16 protein-coding genes are annotated in these 17,551 nt (G+C 35.5%); 11 read left to right on the top strand and 5 right to left on the bottom strand.

Features of this window, described 5'->3' with window-relative positions; all coding sequences use genetic code 11:
• The first annotated feature begins 16 nt into the window (after positions 1 to 16).
• The 4 genes from ACIQ4I_RS06900 (at position 17) to ACIQ4I_RS06885 (ending at position 4,876) form a co-directional block, all read left to right on the top strand.
• Positions 17 to 3,178, top strand: coding sequence for an efflux RND transporter permease subunit (locus ACIQ4I_RS06900; RefSeq protein ID WP_403094367.1), 3,162 nt, complete (start codon positions 17 to 19; stop codon positions 3,176 to 3,178).
• A gap of 158 nt (positions 3,179 to 3,336) precedes the next feature.
• Positions 3,337 to 3,780 carry a CidA/LrgA family protein gene (locus ACIQ4I_RS06895; protein WP_403094365.1) on the top strand — a complete coding sequence of 148 codons (444 nt, stop codon included), beginning with the start codon at positions 3,337 to 3,339 and terminating at the stop codon, positions 3,778 to 3,780.
• Between the two features lies 1 nt (position 3,781).
• Positions 3,782 to 4,459 (top strand): LrgB family protein, encoded by a 678-nt coding sequence (locus ACIQ4I_RS06890; protein ID WP_403094364.1) that lies wholly within the window; start codon positions 3,782 to 3,784, stop codon positions 4,457 to 4,459.
• Between the two features lie 129 nt (positions 4,460 to 4,588).
• Complete coding sequence (locus ACIQ4I_RS06885; RefSeq protein ID WP_403094362.1) at positions 4,589 to 4,876, top strand: UPF0223 family protein; 288 nt, start codon at positions 4,589 to 4,591, stop codon at positions 4,874 to 4,876.
• Positions 4,877 to 4,932: 56 nt separating this feature from the next.
• Here the strand turns inward: ACIQ4I_RS06885 and ACIQ4I_RS06880 are convergent, their stop codons facing one another.
• Positions 4,933 to 5,562 (bottom strand): YktB family protein, encoded by a 630-nt coding sequence (locus tag ACIQ4I_RS06880; RefSeq protein ID WP_403094360.1) that lies wholly within the window; start codon positions 5,560 to 5,562, stop codon positions 4,933 to 4,935.
• 163 nt (positions 5,563 to 5,725) lie between these two features.
• Between ACIQ4I_RS06880 and ACIQ4I_RS06875 the strand changes: the two genes are divergently transcribed.
• Together ACIQ4I_RS06875 and ACIQ4I_RS06870 are read left to right on the top strand one after the other, a co-directional pair.
• Positions 5,726 to 5,923 (top strand): hypothetical protein, encoded by a 198-nt coding sequence (locus ACIQ4I_RS06875; RefSeq protein ID WP_397537387.1) that lies wholly within the window; start codon positions 5,726 to 5,728, stop codon positions 5,921 to 5,923.
• 120 nt (positions 5,924 to 6,043) lie between these two features.
• Positions 6,044 to 6,847, top strand: coding sequence for an inositol monophosphatase family protein (locus ACIQ4I_RS06870; protein WP_403094358.1), 804 nt, complete (start codon positions 6,044 to 6,046; stop codon positions 6,845 to 6,847).
• A 242-nt stretch (positions 6,848 to 7,089) separates the two neighbouring features.
• On the opposite strand, the gene ACIQ4I_RS06865 is transcribed toward ACIQ4I_RS06870, so the two are convergent.
• Positions 7,090 to 7,275, bottom strand: coding sequence for a DUF5325 family protein (locus ACIQ4I_RS06865; RefSeq protein ID WP_403094356.1), 186 nt, complete (start codon positions 7,273 to 7,275; stop codon positions 7,090 to 7,092).
• Positions 7,276 to 7,453: 178 nt separating this feature from the next.
• Here ACIQ4I_RS06865 and typA point away from each other — a divergent pair, with 178 nt between their 5' ends.
• Together typA and ACIQ4I_RS06855 are read left to right on the top strand one after the other, a co-directional pair.
• Positions 7,454 to 9,295: a translational GTPase TypA gene (gene typA / locus ACIQ4I_RS06860; RefSeq protein ID WP_403094354.1), complete on the top strand. Its 1,842-nt coding sequence runs from the start codon at positions 7,454 to 7,456 to the stop codon at positions 9,293 to 9,295.
• A 37-nt stretch (positions 9,296 to 9,332) separates the two neighbouring features.
• Positions 9,333 to 9,725 carry a YlaH-like family protein gene (locus tag ACIQ4I_RS06855; RefSeq protein WP_403095106.1) on the top strand — a complete coding sequence of 131 codons (393 nt, stop codon included), beginning with the start codon at positions 9,333 to 9,335 and terminating at the stop codon, positions 9,723 to 9,725.
• Between the two features lie 651 nt (positions 9,726 to 10,376).
• On the opposite strand, the gene ACIQ4I_RS06850 is transcribed toward ACIQ4I_RS06855, so the two are convergent.
• Together ACIQ4I_RS06850 and ACIQ4I_RS06845 are read right to left on the bottom strand one after the other, a co-directional pair.
• Positions 10,377 to 10,580, bottom strand: a complete 204-nt coding sequence (locus ACIQ4I_RS06850; RefSeq protein WP_403094352.1) for a YlaI family protein — start codon at positions 10,578 to 10,580, stop codon at positions 10,377 to 10,379.
• 13 nt (positions 10,581 to 10,593) lie between these two features.
• Entirely contained in the window at positions 10,594 to 11,094 is a 501-nt protein-coding gene (locus ACIQ4I_RS06845; RefSeq protein ID WP_403094350.1) for a peptidyl-prolyl cis-trans isomerase, read from the bottom strand.
• A gap of 178 nt (positions 11,095 to 11,272) precedes the next feature.
• Between ACIQ4I_RS06845 and ACIQ4I_RS06840 the strand changes: the two genes are divergently transcribed.
• The 3 genes from ACIQ4I_RS06840 to pyc all read left to right on the top strand — a co-directional run bounded on the left by ACIQ4I_RS06840 (position 11,273) and on the right by pyc (position 16,229).
• Complete coding sequence (locus ACIQ4I_RS06840; RefSeq protein WP_403094348.1) at positions 11,273 to 11,554, top strand: Fpa/YlaN family protein; 282 nt, start codon at positions 11,273 to 11,275, stop codon at positions 11,552 to 11,554.
• 62 nt (positions 11,555 to 11,616) lie between these two features.
• Positions 11,617 to 12,780, top strand: coding sequence for an FtsW/RodA/SpoVE family cell cycle protein (locus tag ACIQ4I_RS06835; RefSeq protein ID WP_403094346.1), 1,164 nt, complete (start codon positions 11,617 to 11,619; stop codon positions 12,778 to 12,780).
• Between the two features lie 14 nt (positions 12,781 to 12,794).
• The gene (gene pyc, locus ACIQ4I_RS06830) at positions 12,795 to 16,229 is read left to right on the top strand and encodes a pyruvate carboxylase (protein WP_403094343.1); all 3,435 of its coding nucleotides are present in this window, start codon (positions 12,795 to 12,797) and stop codon (positions 16,227 to 16,229) included.
• A gap of 130 nt (positions 16,230 to 16,359) precedes the next feature.
• On the opposite strand, the gene ACIQ4I_RS06825 is transcribed toward pyc, so the two are convergent.
• Positions 16,360 to 17,268: a COX15/CtaA family protein gene (locus ACIQ4I_RS06825; RefSeq protein ID WP_403094340.1), complete on the bottom strand. Its 909-nt coding sequence runs from the start codon at positions 17,266 to 17,268 to the stop codon at positions 16,360 to 16,362.
• Positions 17,269 to 17,551: the final 283 nt, after the last annotated feature.

Genomic DNA, 17,551 nt, shown 5'->3' with positions numbered 1-17,551 from the left:
AAAGGACGGTGTATGAATGAACTCGCTTATTAAATTTGTTTTGAAAAATAAATTGGCAGTATGGCTACTATCGATTATAGTCGCTGTTGCCGGGGTATATTCAGGACTTAAGATGAAGTTAGAAACATTACCTGATATTTCAATTCCAGTTGCAACGGTAACAACAGTTTATCCAGGTGCAACACCAGAGCAGGTAGCTGACGATATTTCAATCCCATATGAAAAAGCAGTGAATCATCTAAAGGGTGTTTCAGCTGTTTATTCCAATTCCTATCAAAATGCTTCAAGTCTACAAATAGAGTTTAAGTATGGTACAGACATGAAAGAAGCAGTTAGTAATATTAAGGAAGTACTAGAAAAAGTAGATCTTCCAGAAACTGCTCAAAAGCCAACTGTAGATCGTGTTAATATCAATGCTTTCCCAGTTGTAGCTTTAAGTGTTGCAAATAAGGATCAATCTATTGCAGATTTAACAAAAACAACTGAAAACTATTTCGTACCTAAATTAGAAGGTATTGATGGCGTTGGATCTGTATCAGTAACTGGTCAACAAGTAGAAAAAGTTGAACTAACTTATGACCAAAAGAAATTAGCGAAATATGGCTTAACAGAAGATACGATTAAGCAATATGTAAAAGCAATGGATACGAAAGTTCCATTAGGTATGTTCCAATTCAAGGATGAAGAACAATCAGTTGTTGTTGATGGTAAAATGACAACAATTAAAGACTTGAAAAACTTAGAAATTCCCGTAACAATGCAAAGCTTAAGTGCAAATTCTGCAGCTGCAAAAGCACAAGCGCAAGCTGCACAGGCACAAGCATCTCAAGGTGTAGCAGGGGCACAATCGGCGCTACAAGCTCCACAATCGAGCCCATTTGTAAAATTAGGTGAATTGGCTTCCATCAAAGTAGTTGGTGAAGTTGAATCTGTTTCCCGTACAAATGGTAAACCAGCAATATCTGTACAGGTAGTAAAATCCCAAGATTCAAATACTGTGAATGTAGTAAATGATGTTAAAGATGAAGCTAAGAAATTTGAAAAAGATAACAAAGGTATGGACATTGAGGTAACACTAGACCAAGGTCAACCAATTCAAGACTCAGTGAATACGATGTTTGATAAATTGTTATACGGTGCAATCTTTGCATTCATCATCATCATGTTATTCTTGCGGAATTTCCGTTCAACAATTATTTCAGTTGTATCTATTCCGATGTCGTTATTAATTGCAGTAATTGCATTAAAACAAATGGATATATCATTAAATATGATGACATTAGGTGCAATGACAGTAGCGATAGGTCGTGTAATCGATGACTCGATTGTTGTTATTGAAAATATTTATCGAAGAATTTACCTTGAAGGCGAGAAATTACATGGTAGAGCTTTAATTCGTGAAGCTACTCTTGAAATGTTTAGACCAATTTTATCTTCTACAGTGGTAACAATTGCCGTGTTCTTGCCACTTGGATTAGTTGGAGGTATGGTCGGAGAGTTATTCTTACCATTCGGTTTAACGATGGCATTTGCATTAATCGCATCTCTAATAGTTGCCATCACAATTGTTCCAGCCTTAGCACATGCATTATTTAAAAAAGAACTGTATGGCAAAGTACAAACTAAAAAAGAAGAGCATGGAGCATTAGCAAGAGGCTATAAACGCATTCTATCATGGGTATTAGACCATAAATTAATAACTTCTATAGGATCGATTGTAATTCTTGTAGCAAGCTTATTCTTAGCACCATTAGTTGGATTTAGTTTCTTACCAGATGATCAACAAAAAATGGTATACCTAACTTATACACCTGAACCTGGTGAAACACGTGATAAAGTGATTGATGATGTAGAAGTAATCGAAAAAATGATTATGGATAAAAAGGATGTTAAGACAGTCCAATCATCTATCGGCGGATCTAATCCAATGATGCCTGGTCAAACAAATGGTGCTTTAGTCTATGTCATTTATGATACTGATACGAAAAACTTTAGTAATGTAAAAGAAAAACTTATTAAAGAAGTTCAAGATGTTAATCAAAAAGGTACATGGAAAAGCCAAGACTTCTCATCTTCAGGGTCAAGTAATGAGCTTTCATATTCAGTCTACGGTAACACAGTAGAAGATATCAGACCAGTGGTAAAAGATATAGAAAAAAATATGAAAGATCAAGATAATTTAAAAGATGTTAAATCTTCATTAGCGGAAAATTATACCGAAAAAACATTAGTGATTGATCAAGACAAAGCAAAAGCTTTAGGATTAACAACAGGACAAATTGCGATGGCGATTAATCCAAATACACAAACTGAAGTTTTAACAACAGTGACAAGAAATGGTAAAGAACTTGATGTCAATGTTCATAAAGAGGCAGCTTCTCCAGATAAATTCCAAGAAGTGCTAGATGAAGAGATTGATACACCTGTAGGTAAAAAAGTAAAAGTTTCAGATGTTGTTGATGTTAAAACAGGTACAACTTCAACACAAGTAAATCGTAGTAAAGGTAAAATTTATGCTAGTGTCACAGCAACTGTTACATCAAAAGATATTACAAAAGCATCTTCAGGAGTTCAAAAAGCAATTGATAAACTAGATTTACCAAATAATGTAGAAGTTAATACAGGCGGAGTTACAGCAGATATGAAAGAAGCCTTCACCCAATTAGGGTTAGCGATTGCTGCTGCTATTGCAATTGTATACTTTACATTAGTTGTAACATTTGGTGAAGGTTTAGCTCCATTTGCTATCCTATTCTCATTACCATTTACTGTTATCGGAGCACTTGTTGCATTGTGGATTTCTGGGGAAACAATCAGTGTATCATCCATGATTGGGTTACTGATGTTAATAGGAATCGTGGTAACAAATGCCATTGTATTAGTAGACCGCATCATTCATATGGAGCATGCTGGTAAAACAATGCGTGAAGCAATACTTGAAGCGGGTGCAACTCGTTTACGTCCAATCCTAATGACAGCCATCGCAACAATCTGTGCATTAATTCCATTAGCGATGGGTGCAGAAGGTGGCGGCCTTATTTCAAAAGGTGTAGGTGTGACTGTAATAGGTGGTTTAATCAGTTCAACGATTTTAACATTGTTAATTGTTCCACTGGTATATGAACTAATTTCAAAAATCTTGAAAAAAGACCGCGCCCACGAAAACAAAGAAGATTAATTAAATATTTACTAGGTACTTAGCTAGCTTTTGTAGAATATTCTACAAAAGCTAGCTTTTTTAATTAAGTGTCGAAGTGAATTGTCGAGCGTGAAGTAGATGTATTTGGAAAATTCCAATAAATTATAATATATTAATAAATAAAGGGGGGGTCTGTTATGCAACAATATGGATTGAAGTTTTTAAGAATAATAGGGCAAATAGCAGTTTTATATTTATTATCCGAAATTGGAAAGTGGTTAATGGCAATTTTACATATTCAATTCCCGGGAAGTATCATTGGGTTAGTCATTTTATTTATTTTATTAATAACAAAAACTATTCCTGAAAGTTGGATCGCAAGTGGAGCAGAGATATTACTTGCTTATATGACATTATTCTTTATACCAGTAACTGTGGGAATCGTTAATTATTCTGAACTGCTATCATGGCAAGGAATGGCCATTATCGGAATCATTTTAGTAAGTACAATTGTTTCAATAGTTGCTTCTGGAAAAACAACGCAAATGGTAGAAATTCATCTAGAAAAACAAAAAGAAGTTCAAATGGAAAATCTCGAGGAAACTTGCTTTGAAAATATCCAACAAAAAGGGGGGGCTTAATATGCTTGCAATAATGATTTGTGTGTCCACTGTAGTTGTATTTTTTATAATGAAAAAAGTGTATGAACGTTTTTACCATCCAATTTTATTTCCTGTATTTACAAGCGCAATCATCATAGTTGGTGCTTTGTTGATATTTCATATACCATATGAAACGTATATGGTTGGAGGTCAATGGATTGATCGGCTCCTTGGACCCGCTGTAGTAAGTCTAGCATTACCATTATATAGACAAAGAGAATTAATCAAAAAAAATTATAAGGCAATTATTACTGGTATTGCAGTTGCAATGATAGCAGGTGTTGGCAGTGTATTGTCGCTTGCAGTTTTATTTCGTATAGAAAATGAGTATATGAGGACATTAATTCCAAAATCAATAACATCTCCTGTCGCGATGCAGATTAGTAATGTAATAGGTGGTAATCCGACATTAGCAGCAGTGTTTGTCATTATTACTGGAATGATTGGTGCTATAATTGGACCAAACCTTTACAAAATTTGCAAAATTGACACCGCAATCGCAAGAGGAGTCTCAATGGGGAGTAGTGCCCATGGTATAGGGATAGGCAAACTTACTGAGTATGGAGAAAGAACATTATCTATGGGCTCGGTTTCGATGACATTGACTGCAGTTATAGGGGCGATCTTGTTACCGATATTCGTTACAATATTTTTATAGAATAAAGTCATTTCCCAGGGAATATACTATTAACAGAGGACGAGAAAAGTTGCAGTCCATTTCCAGTAGAGTTTACAATAATAATGTGAAACAATTTGGTATAATACCATGATGAAGGTAGGGAATCATATGGAATACTCATATCCATTTTCAATTAATTGGTCTACAGATGAAATAATTGATGTGATTGCATTTTTTCAAACTATTGAAAAGGCATATGAAAAAGGCGTAAAACGTGAAGAAGTGTTATCAAAGTATCGCCGTTTAAAAGAAATCGTTCCTTCTATGGCAGAAGAGAAAACTATTTTCCGTGAATTTGAAGAAGAGAGTGGTTACGTCAGCTACGATATTGTAAAACAGACGAAAACGAGTCAAAACGGCGCAATTATTAAAGGGATTAGCAAACGCAGAAGATAATTAAAAAGCAATCGGTTTACTCAATAGTCGAGAAATAACCGATTGCTTTTACACTATTATTTTTTGTTTACCATAATATTATAAATGGGGATCAATTCATCAAAGGTTTCTACAACTATTCTGTCAAATTCTTTTGCGGAAAGTTTTATTGTTTTTTCCTTGGGCAATTGTAGACCAATCATGAATTCCCCTTTTTTCACATCACGTAAACGGGTTAGAAGTTTTTCGAGTGAACCGTCTTTCATTGCATCCACGAGAGGAATGCCATTCGGATCAAAATGATCTCCTGTAATAAAAAATGTTTCAGGAAGTTCATCGAAAGAATTCACATTATTTAGTAAATTGTTAGCTATTTCCTTTTTTGTAGGTGCTTCATAAATGGCACAAAGAAGGATAAAAATATGCGATTTAAAAAGTCCGATTTCGAAGTGTGGAAGGGCCTTGTACCCACGTTTGTTTGGTGCAAATGCTACCCAGCTATCGATAGGTGGATTCACTTTTCGTCTTGCATGTTTTGCTACATGTGGGTAAAACTCTTCCCCTATTTTCGAAGAGAAGTATGTACTAAACGTTATTCCAAGTTCTTCAAATTTAGGGCGTACATTCTTGATGAGTGCTGACATACGTTGTTCAAGTCCGGGTGTTGTAAAGACTTCAAAGTCTTTGTTAGTCCATTTTACTGTCAATTTTTTCTCTCCTTTTTTAACTTTATGTTTATTTTATTTGAAAAATGGGAAAAAATCTTGTAGAAGGACTTACCATTCTTCGTACAGTGAATATAATGTAGAAAATGGTCAGAAAATTCCATCTTCTTATCATTTTACCATCAAATTAAAGGAGCTGATCAGCATGAAACAAGTTGTTCATATTATTCGTAAAGTGGATTTTGAAAAGCAATATATTAAAGGTCTTCATTTAGAAGTGGATTATGAATTAGCTACATTATTTGATGCGATGCAATTGAATGATAAAGAGCAAATTGCTCAAAGTAAGGCAAGATTGGCTGAAATTCATATGGAACTGGAGGCATTCCATGCATTCGCCTAGAGATAGCGCAAAAATTTTAAGGTGACACTTGCTTATCATTATGAGAAGCAGGTGTTTTTTTTGTTATAATATACAAAAAATGAAATGCACTTCGTTTTTTCAAGGAAAGGTGAGGAAATTATGCAGATTACTAAAGTTCATGAATTTGCAAAGGCCATCATTATGGAAGCAGGGGAACGTATACGAAGTTCATTTTCTGAAAAGTGGAAAATCGAGACGAAAGCGGATGCAAATGATTTAGTAACAAATATTGATCGCGAGACAGAATTATTTTTCATTGAAAAAATTACAGCATTCGATCCATCACACAAAATTTTAGGTGAAGAAGGTATGGGTGAGAAAATTCATTCATTGGATGGTGTTGTATGGATAATCGATCCAATAGATGGAACGATGAATTTTATCCGTCAACATCGAAATTTTGCCATTTCAATTGGTGTTTATATTAATGGGGTTGGAAAGCTGGGATATATATATGATGTTATGAGGGACCAGTTATACTTTGCAGAAGAGGGACATGGTGCCTTTATGAACGAAATCCCGTTAAAGCCTCTTGAAGCAATTTCATTAGATAAAGCAATTATTGGATTGAATGCCACTTGGGTGACGCCTAATAAGAAAATCGAGCATTTGCCAATGATTGAACTCGTTCGTACTGTTCGAGGGACAAGGTCATATGGTTCAGCTGCTTTAGAAATAGTTTCTGTTGCTTGTGGAAGAATGGATGCATATATTTCTATGAGGTTATCTCCCTGGGATGTAGCAGGGGGTGTAGTGATTGCTAATGAGGTAGGTGCAATCGCTAGTAATTTAAAAAATGAACCTATTAACTTATTAAAACAAGATACTTTTATCGTAGCTAATCCTACGATTCACAGTGAAATTATTAATCATTATATTCAACTAAAATATGATAATCAATAAAAAAGGGATTGTCCTTGAAGTTGAAGAAACCCAACTTTTAAAGACAATCCCTTTTAGTATATTCAGTTCTCTATGTCAGCACTTGAGGATTCATACGACGTGAACTCAACATCCTTTACCACAGGATGTGGGGGAACTTAAGCTATCTTCCTCAAAATAGTGCCTCTATCGAAAACTGACAGTTTCGGCTTAATGGGTTCAAAGTGCTGTGGTAGCTGGATGAAACACCTTACCTTTTAATTTTATAATAAGCCTTGATCTCTAAATTGACGTTTTGTTTTAAAGGCAAAACCGAATACAACACAAACAGCTACAATGCCTCCGATTATTCCTGAAATACTTCCTACAGCTACTGCCCAGCCTATTGAACACATAGCTAAAACCCCTGCTAGAGCAAAGATAGCCATGACGATTTTTGCTTTATTCATAACAATCCTCCAAAAAATTATTGTAATACTATTGTCGAACTAAATACTAAGATTAGCAAGGTTTTCACTTGTAAAAAATAAAAAAGTTGAAAAAGACATGCTAAAGTAGGACATAAATCTATTTTTTATGTTATACTAGCACAGTTATGGACTCGAAAAAAGAATGTGGAGTGGAACAATGACAAATTTAAGAGAAGATCTCAGAAATATAGCAATTATTGCCCACGTCGACCATGGTAAAACAACTTTAGTCGACCAATTATTAAAACAATCAGGAACATTCCGTTCAAATGAACATGTTGAAGAACGTGCAATGGACTCTAACGATATTGAACGTGAACGTGGTATTACGATTTTAGCAAAAAATACTGCAGTTCACTACGAAGATACTAAAATCAACATCTTGGATACACCAGGACACGCCGATTTCGGTGGTGAAGTTGAACGTATTTTGAAAATGGTAGATGGCGTTTTACTAGTAGTAGATGCTTACGAAGGTTGTATGCCTCAAACTCGTTTCGTGCTTAAAAAAGCATTAGAACAAAAATTAACACCAATCGTAGTCGTAAACAAAGTTGACAAAGATTCAGCTCGTCCTGAAGAAGTAGTTGATGAAGTAATCGACTTACTTATTGAGTTAGGTGCAGATGAAGATCAATTAGAATTCCCAGTAGTTTTCGCTTCAGGTGTTAATGGTACTGCATCATTAGATCCAGACCCAGCTAAACAAGAAGAAAACATGAAATGCTTATTCGAAGAAATTATCAGTCACATCCCAGCACCAGCTGATACTCGTGAAGAACCTCTTCAATTCCAAGTTGCATTACTTGATTATAATGACTTCGTTGGTCGTATTGGTATCGGTCGTGTATTCCGAGGTACTATCGCTGTAGGGCAATCAGTATCTCTAGCAAAACTTGATGGTTCAGTGAAAAACTTCCGAGTAACGAAAATGTTTGGTTTCTTCGGTTTAAAACGTGAAGAAATTCAAGAAGCATATTCAGGTGATTTAATCGCTGTATCTGGTATGGAAGAAATTAACGTTGGTGAAACTGTATGTCCGCAAGATCACCTAGATCCACTTCCTCCAATGCGTATTGATGAACCAACTTTACAAATGACTTTCTTAGTTAATAACTCTCCATTCGCAGGTCGCGAAGGTAAATGGGTAACTTCACGTAAAATTGAAGAACGATTACTTTCTCAATTACAAACTGACGTTTCTTTACGTGTAGAACCAACAGATTCTCCAGATGCATGGACAGTATCAGGTCGTGGTGAACTTCACTTATCAATCCTTGTTGAAAACATGCGTCGTGAAGGCTACGAATTACAAGTATCAAAACCAAAAGTTATTATTAGAGAAATTGATGGCGTTAAATGTGAACCAGTAGAACGTGTGCAAATCGATGTACCTGAAGATTCTGTAGGTTCAATCATTGAATCATTAGGCGACCGTAAAGGTGAAATGCAAGATATGGTCAATGAAGGTAATGGACAAGTTCGTTTAATCTTCATGGTCCCAGCTCGTGGCTTGATTGGTTATACAACTGAATTTATGTCACTAACTAAAGGTTTCGGTATTATTAACCATACATTCGATTCTTATCAACCAGTTGCTACTGGCCGTGTAGGTGGTCGTCGTAATGGTGCCCTAGTTTCTATGGAAACTGGTAAAGCTACTACTTACGGTATGATGCAAATTGAAGACCGAGGTGTACTTTTCGTAGAACCAGGTACTGAAATCTACGAAGGTATGGTTGTAGGCCAAAATACTCGTGATAATGACATTACTGTTAACATTACTAAAATGAAACAAAAAACAAACGTTCGTTCAGCTACAAAAGACCAAACAAACGTTATTAAAACACCAAAAATCTTAACACTTGAAGAAGCATTAGAATTCTTAGACGATGATGAATATCTAGAAGTTACACCAGAGTCTATTCGTCTTCGTAAACAAATTCTTAACAAAAACGAACGTGAAAAAGCTGCAAAAAAACAACGTAGCGCTGAATAATTAATAATTATTCTCGCGGGTCGAGAGGAAGGGAGATATCTTGTTTAAGTCCGGTTTATTATTGAAACTGAATTTTATGCAAGTCGCTACATCTACTTCTACAGATGGACATGATCAAGTATTTAATCGTATGTCAGGTGTTGCTCGATATATTTATGAGAATGCACCAAGCTATTCGGTAGCAGGTTATATTCTATTAGCTGTTATTTTCGTATTAACTGCAATTGTGTATCATCTTGGATTTGCAAGAACAGCATTAAAAAAATGGCAAACTGCTGTGATTTATGCATTCTTGTTCTTTGGATGTATCATATTAACCTTTTTAGCATTCTTCTTACCAATGGTTGAAGGATTAATAGTTGCAGCTTTAGTACTAATCGTCTACAAAGTTCGTTTGCGTAGAGATAAGAAAAGAGAAGCTGCTTCATAAAGAAAAAGAGTTGTCCATTTAGGACAACTCTTTTTTTTACGAGAAAGTTAGCGGAAAGAGGAAATTATCATTTCAAAGAGAAACATCAGAAGCAAAAAGCATTTTTATTATCTTTTCTCTAGTAGGAAAGGGATTTATTGAAAGTAATTCTCTCCACTATTAATAAAACTTTTTTTATAACAAAAGGCTATGTTTAATTATACTGTTGATAAACTTGAAAATGGCTTCGGTTTCCGCGGGCAGGTCGTGAGCTTCTTCGTCACTGCGCTGAGGCTACTGGAAAAGTGTAGTAATACAAATATTTATAATATATATCTGCTGTTGAATGAAGTGGAATTAGCTCCGCTTTCCGTGGGCGAACTGACGAGCCTCCTCGCTACGCTGCGGGGTCTCGTCTAGCTCGTTTTCCCACAGGAGTCTACGCTAATTCCACTTCAACGAAGATAGCTATAATAAATTTTTATCATAAATTCACATCTATTTTTACTTTTTCAGTGCCCTCGCTTCGCTTCGCGCGGGGGCTCGCCTGTCTCGCTTTCCCTCAGGATTCTACTCCTTTTCCACTTCAAATTTTGCTTAAATAATCAACAATGATGATTAACAGAGCCAAAACAAAAAACAGAGCATCCTAACGAATGCTCTGTAAAATATTTAAAATTCTTCATCTTCCTGAACTGCACTTCGGATAAAGCGAAATTTACCAGTAGCAAGTCTTGCGTTTGTTTTTTCTGTAATTCGTTCGTGACAAGTTGGACACATAAAAGTGTGAATAGGACGATTGCGTAATTTCTTAGCTACTGGTGAGAAATCAGGGATTTCGCTAAGAGTATCACAGATTACGCATTTAACTCGCATAATATTTTCCCCCTTATTCTACTTGTATCCCTACGATTCCTTTAATAGGGTTTTCGTAGTTGGAACCATCTCTTAATAATAAGTAGACAGGACCATCCTCGTTTAGTATTTTACCATCTTTACTAAATTGGAAAATAAGTTTCTTCGCATCTTCAATGCTATAACGATGTTGTGTGCCAGCGTTTGTTTCAAACACAACTGTTGTTGCCTCTTCTTTTGGTTCAGCATTATTAATGAAAGGTTCAATTTTTATACCGAAAGTACCTGTTTTCATTTGCTTACGATCAAAATTACGCTCGGTTTTTAAAGTAGGCGGGAAAGTAGCGCCTTCCATAATTTCACGAGACCAGAATTTCCCTGCTTTTTCGATATATTCTTCATCAGGATCTACCTCTTCAGGCTTTTCGATGAAATATTTTTCTAAATCTAGCTTACGGTCATCAAAAATCCAAACTGTAGGATCTAATGTAATTTGAAAGTTGACTGCACCTTTAACTTGAATGATGGATTCCATAGATTTTCCTCCTTCGATGTTCCATTCTATTTCTAAGTATAACGCTTTTTATCAAAGGATAGAAAGAAATAATATTATGATTCTCAATTTGAAATATAGATGCTTGCATTTTTCCTTTGCAAAAGATAAACTTTATTAAGATAGAGTTGAAGAAATATCAGGTAATGGGGGCGTCCTCATGGATACAAAATCACAAAGTTCGTATCAGGAGAAAGCATTGGAACTCCTAATTGCCGATGCGGATAAAATAGCAAAATTAATAAGAGTACAAATGGAACATTTGACAATGCCACAATGCCCTTTGTACGAAGAAGTTTTAGATACGCAAATGTTTGGTTTATCTCGAGAAATTGACTTTGCAGTTAAACTAGGTTTGCTTGACCGTGATAAGGGAAGGGAAATTCTCGATTCACTGGAGAAAGAGTTGTCTGCATTACACGATGCATTCACAGAGAAATAAGTAAAAAACTCAAACACAAAGCTGTTTGGGTTTTTTTGCTAGATAATAAATGAGGTAATAATATGAAAACTTATTTCAAAAAATATGCTAAGTATTTTGACTACCCTTTGTTTTTTACATATGTTTTATTATGCTTATTTGGATTAGTGATGATTTATAGTTCAAGTATGTTCTGGGCGGTTAATACATTACAACAGCAGCCAGATTATTTTTATAAAAAGCAACTAATGAATTTATCGCTTGCATCTGTAGCCTTTTTTATAGGTTTTATAATACCCTATAAGCGCTATAAGGATAGAAATATGATGATGTTGATTATCGCTACCATGCTTTCTTTATTGATTGCCGTATTTTTATTTGGCTATAGTCCAAGTAATTCTGGTGCGAAGAGCTGGCTTAATTTGGGGTTTGCAAATTTACAACCTTCTGAATTTACCAAATTAGGTATAATCCTCTATTTTGCGGCATTTTTTTCGAAAAAAAGAGAAACGGGAAAGTTAGATATTATTAATGAATCAATCATACCTCCATTGTTGGTTTTTGGAACTGCCACACTTTTCATAGGCTTAGAACCAGATTTAGGTGCTATTGGTTTAATTACTTTAATTGCATTATCTGTTATGGCTGCAAGCGGCATGAAATTCTCAACTTTTAGCAAAATTATTGGGTGGTTAATGGGTTTAGCAGTTGTTGGTTTAATAGGTCTATTTATTTTCAAAGATTCATTCTTTACTGAACGTCGAATGGGACGATTAAAAGCATATCTTGATCCATTTAAAGATGCCGATGCATTTGGTTATCAAGTGGTAAATGGCTATTATGCAATAGGATCAGGTGGCGTTAAAGGATTAGGATTAGGACAATCTGTACAAAAAATGGGGTATTTACCTGAACCACAAACGGACTTTATCTTGGCAATTATTTCAGAAGAGTTGGGGACAATTGGGGTAGCAATTGTATTATTTGGGTTAGGCTTTATCGTATACAGAGCAATGCGTATTGCGATTAAAGCAAAAGATCCAATGGCTCGCATGATTGCTGCAGGTATTGGAAGTTGGATTGGTATTCAAACTTTCTTCAATGTAGGTGGATTGAGTGGTATTATCCCGCTAACCGGTGTACCACTTCCGTTTATTAGTTATGGCGGTTCATCGGTAATTCTGTTATCTTTAGCTATGGGGATACTAGCAAATGTCTCTATGATTGTAAAAAAAGAGAATAGTTGATTAGGGGGATCTTTATGCCGATTAATAAAATTCTAGTCGCTAATCGCGGCGAAATTGCAATTCGTGTTTTTCGAGCTTGTACAGAATTAAACATTCACACAGTGGCAATTTATTCAAGGGAAGATAGCGGTTCATTCCACCGTTATAAAGCAGATGAAGCTTATCTTGTTGGGGATGGAAAGAAACCAATTGATGCATATCTAGATATTGAAGGAATTTTACAAATCGCAAAAGAGTCAGGTGCAGATGCTATCCACCCTGGCTACGGTTTTTTGTCAGAAAATTTAGAATTCGCAAAACGTTGTGAAGAAGAAGGCATAACTTTTATAGGTCCAACTTCTAAACACTTGGACATGTTTGGAGATAAAGTAAAAGCAAGAGAACAGGCTGTTGCAGCTGGAATACCAGTTATTCCTGGTACAGATGGTCCTGTTGATTCTCTAGAAGAAGTATTGTCTTTTGGAGCAGAAAATAAATACCCATTAATGATTAAAGCTGCTCTTGGTGGCGGAGGCCGTGGTATGCGCGTTGTACATAAAGCAGAAGAAGCGAAAGATGCATACGATCGTGCAAAATCTGAAGCAAAAGCAGCATTTGGCTCTGATGAAGTGTATGTTGAAAAATGTATCCTTCATCCAAAACATATAGAAGTACAAATTTTAGGAGATAAAGAGGGTAATTTAGTTCATTTATATGAACGTGACTGTTCAATTCAACGTCGGCATCAAAAAGTAGTTGAAATTGCTCCTTCAAATTCTATTTCGCATGAATTGCGTGAGAGAATTTGTAATGCAGCTGTTCAATTGATGGAGAATGTAGGCTATTTAAATGCTGGTACAGTAGAATTTTTAGTAGCTGGCAATGAGTTTTACTTTATCGAAGTAAATCCACGTGTTCAAGTAGAACATACAATTACAGAAATGGTAACAGGTATCGATATTGTCCATGCGCAAATTAATATTGCGAACGGCTATACATTGCATGGGGACATTATTAACATTCCAGAACAATCTAAAATACCGTTATTTGGTTTTGCTATTCAATCTCGGGTAACGACCGAAGATCCACAAAATAATTTCATGCCAGATACTGGGAAATTAATGGTGTATCGTTCAAGTGGTGGTTTTGGTGTTCGTTTGGATGCTGGTAATGGATTCCAAGGTGCGGTTATCTCCCCGCATTATGATTCTTTATTAGTAAAAGTTTCAACTTGGGGTAATACCTTTAAAGAAGCAGCTGCGAAAATGGATCGAAATCTTCAAGAATTCCGTATTCGTGGAATTAAAACGAATATCCCATTTCTGAAGAACGTTGTAAGACACCCTAAGTTTATTGATGGGGAATTCGACACTAGTTTTATAGATTCTACACCTGAATTATTCTTATTTAAGCCTGCGCGTGACCGAGGTACAAAATTACTTAGCTATATTGGTAATGTAACGATTAACGGTTTCCCGGGTATCGAGAAAAAACAAAAGCCAATCTATCCAAAGCCACATAAACCACAAATTGAACGTTTCCAAACGATTCCAGCGGGAACAAAACAGATTTTGGATGAAAGAGGTCCTGAAGGTTTAGTGAAATGGATACGCGAACAAGATGATCTGTTGTTAACAGATACAACTATGCGTGATGCGCATCAATCACTACTTGCCACACGAGTTCGCTCATATGATATGCATGAAATTGCAGAAGACACTGCACGTATTATGGATAATTATTTCTCACTTGAGATGTGGGGAGGTGCAACCTTTGATGTTGCATATCGTTTCTTAAAAGAAGACCCATGGGAACGATTGATTAAATTACGTGAACAAATACCAAATGTATTATTTCAAATGTTATTGCGTGGGGCGAACGCAGTTGGTTATAAGAACTATCCTGATAATTTGATTAAAGAATTTATTCATAATTCTGCAGATGCAGGTATTGATGTATTCCGTATTTTCGACAGTTTAAACTGGATCAAAGGTATGGAAGTAGCAATTGACGCTACAAGAGATGCAGGGAAGATTGCAGAAGCTGCTATTTGTTATACGGGAGACATCCTAGATGATTCTAGAGCAAAATATACTGTGCAGTACTATAAAGATATGGCGAAGGAGTTAGAGTCAGCTGGTGCCCATATTTTGGCTATTAAAGATATGGCTGGATTATTAAAACCGGAAGCTGCTTATCGATTAATCTCGGAATTAAAAGAAGCAACTGATTTACCAATTCACTTACATTCTCATGATACAAGTGGTAATGGCATTTACTTATATGCAAAAGCAGCTGAAGCGGGAGTTGATATCGTTGATACAGCATTGGGTTCAATGGCTGGTTTAACCTCACAACCAAGTTCAAACAGTTTGTACTATGCGATGAAAGGTAGCAATCGACAAGTACGTGCAAATATCGATGGCATAGAAAAGCTTTCATATTACTGGGAAGATGTCCGTAAATACTACAAAGATTTTGAAAGTGGTATGAACAGCCCTCATTCTGAAATTTATGTTCATGAAATGCCTGGTGGTCAATATAGTAATCTGCAACAACAAGCAAAAGGTGTTGGACTAGGAGACCGTTGGGAAGAAGTTAAGAAAATGTATTCTCGTGTAAACTTACTATTTGGGGATATTGTCAAAGTAACACCATCTTCTAAAGTGGTTGGCGATATGGCGTTATTTATGGTACAAAATGATTTAGATGAGGAATCAGTATTAGTGCGAGGAAAAACAATTGATTTCCCAGACTCAGTAATTGAACTCTTCCAAGGTTACTTAGGTCAACCTTTTGGTGGTTTCCCAGAAGAATTACAAAAAGTTGTATTAAAAGGGCGAGAACCAATTACAGTAAGACCTGGGGAATTATTAGAGCCAGTAGATTTAAAAGAACTTCGTAATACTTTATTTAACAAATATAATAGACCGATTACAAGCCATGAAGTATTAGCTTCAGCATTATATCCAAAAGTATTTGAAGAATACATGGAAATGGCTAAGAAATTCGATAATGTTTCTGTATTAGATACGCTAACTTTCTTATACGGTTTAAAACTAGGGGAAGAAGTCGAAGTAGAGATTGAAAAAGGTAAAACTTTAATCATCAAACTAGTATCGATTGGTGAGGCCCAACATGATGGTACGCGTGTGCTTTATTTCGAACTAAATGGACAACCTCGTGAAATTGTCATTCAAGATATGACCGTTGAAGTAGCTGGAGAACGAAAACCAAAGGCGGATTCGTCAAATGCAAATCAAATTGGTGCAACAATGCCAGGAACTGTATTAAAAGTTGTTGTATCTCCAGGTAGTCCTGTAAAACGTGGTGAGCATTTGTTAATCACTGAAGCCATGAAAATGGAAACAACTGTACAAGCACCGAAAGATGGCGTGATTAAAAATATCTTTGTAGAAGCAGGAGATGCTATTTCAACGGGTGATCTACTAATTGAAATGGAATCTTAAAAATAAAGTGGAAGCTGCTCGTTTAGACTAGAGGAGTCTAGCTAATGTAACAAGATAGAATAAAAGTGTAAAAGAAAAACACGACTTTCAATTGAAAGTCGTGTTTTTTTAGAATGAAAAATTAATTTTATTATTTTTGATCGCTTCTTGAAATAAGTAGAATCATATAACATAGCAGACCGAATAATAGAGAAATAAATAATGTGTGTAATAGAGCAATAATAATATTTAAGCGTGTTAAGACAACACCCATACCTGCTATAACTTGTAGACATACAAGTATAAATGCTATAATCCATCCCCAATATAGAACACGTTGATCCTTATAATATTTTACGGCGTGGATTACTATAAATAATAGCCATACAAAAATTAATGCCGCAGCAAGACGATGTCCCATTTGGACCCATTCATAAAAGTTGTCTGGTAATCCAGCAGAATTATTGTGACAAAGTGGCCAATCTGGACAGATTAAACTCGAATTGGTATGACGAACAAGAGCACCTGTATATACTACAAGATATGAGTAAATTGTTACTCCAATTGTATGTATTTTTAATCTACGTCCAATATGTATGCTGTTTACATTAAACTTCTGATCAACCTCAAAAATAATTAGAGTTAGCAATAATACCGCAGCAAAAGAAATAAGAGAAATACCAAAATGTAATGCTAAGATGAAGTCACCTTGTCCCCAAAGCACTTGTGCAGCACCAATTAAAGCTTGTGCTATTAAAAAGAATAAGGCCATAAAGGATAGAAATTTTACCTCGCGAACATGTCCAAGCTTTCTCCAAGACCAAAAAGATAAAATGAAGATTAAAATGGATACAGAGCCAGTCACTACACGATGAGAAAATTCAATAAGTACTTCAGTTGTAATATGTTTTGGTATTAAAGAACCGTTACAATCGGGCCAGTTTCTACCACAGCCCATTCCGCTATCCGTTTTTGTAACGAGTGCCCCGCCCAACAAAATGAGCACCATTCCAATTGTTGCAGCAACAGCAAACCATTTCATGTATTTACTTTGTTGCATAATTAATTGACACCTACTTTGAATATAGTAATCACATTTTAGTGATACCTGCAATTTTGATAATATCGAAAATATAGCTAAAATACAACTTGTAAAAAGTATTGACTTTTTTATGTGCAACCCATTTCACAAATTGTTCATAATTTCGTTTCATAACTTTCACAATATTTAGAGATAAAATGATTTACTATAGATATGTTGTGTTAGAGCCTACCGGTTCCCTATTTTCCTCGACACGAAATTTAACTTTTCGTCTAGAAATAATTACAGATTTTAGTTATAG

It is taken from the genome of Rummeliibacillus sp. NPDC094406, assembly GCF_044763875.1.
Lineage (GTDB): Bacteria > Bacillota > Bacilli > Bacillales_A > Planococcaceae > Rummeliibacillus.
This window is presented reverse-complemented; position numbering and strand designations above follow the sequence as displayed.

Excerpts from the sequence above, each read along its gene's own strand:
- ACIQ4I_RS06845 (WP_403094350.1), bottom strand. The coding sequence starts at position 11,094 with ATGGAATCCATCATTCAAGTTAAAGGTGCAGTCAACTTTCAAATTACA.
- typA (WP_403094354.1), top strand. The coding sequence starts at position 7,454 with ATGACAAATTTAAGAGAAGATCTCAGAAATATAGCAATTATTGCCCAC.
- ACIQ4I_RS06900 (WP_403094367.1), top strand. The coding sequence starts at position 17 with ATGAACTCGCTTATTAAATTTGTTTTGAAAAATAAATTGGCAGTATGG.
- ACIQ4I_RS06895 (WP_403094365.1), top strand. The coding sequence starts at position 3,337 with ATGCAACAATATGGATTGAAGTTTTTAAGAATAATAGGGCAAATAGCA.
- ACIQ4I_RS06835 (WP_403094346.1), top strand. The coding sequence starts at position 11,617 with ATGAAAACTTATTTCAAAAAATATGCTAAGTATTTTGACTACCCTTTG.
- ACIQ4I_RS06865 (WP_403094356.1), bottom strand. The coding sequence starts at position 7,275 with ATGAATAAAGCAAAAATCGTCATGGCTATCTTTGCTCTAGCAGGGGTT.
- pyc (WP_403094343.1), top strand. The coding sequence starts at position 12,795 with ATGCCGATTAATAAAATTCTAGTCGCTAATCGCGGCGAAATTGCAATT.
- ACIQ4I_RS06885 (WP_403094362.1), top strand. The coding sequence starts at position 4,589 with ATGGAATACTCATATCCATTTTCAATTAATTGGTCTACAGATGAAATA.
- ACIQ4I_RS06875 (WP_397537387.1), top strand. The coding sequence starts at position 5,726 with ATGAAACAAGTTGTTCATATTATTCGTAAAGTGGATTTTGAAAAGCAA.
- ACIQ4I_RS06890 (WP_403094364.1), top strand. The coding sequence starts at position 3,782 with ATGCTTGCAATAATGATTTGTGTGTCCACTGTAGTTGTATTTTTTATA.
- ACIQ4I_RS06840 (WP_403094348.1), top strand. The coding sequence starts at position 11,273 with ATGGATACAAAATCACAAAGTTCGTATCAGGAGAAAGCATTGGAACTC.
- ACIQ4I_RS06850 (WP_403094352.1), bottom strand. The coding sequence starts at position 10,580 with ATGCGAGTTAAATGCGTAATCTGTGATACTCTTAGCGAAATCCCTGAT.
- ACIQ4I_RS06870 (WP_403094358.1), top strand. The coding sequence starts at position 6,044 with ATGCAGATTACTAAAGTTCATGAATTTGCAAAGGCCATCATTATGGAA.
- ACIQ4I_RS06825 (WP_403094340.1), bottom strand. The coding sequence starts at position 17,268 with ATGCAACAAAGTAAATACATGAAATGGTTTGCTGTTGCTGCAACAATT.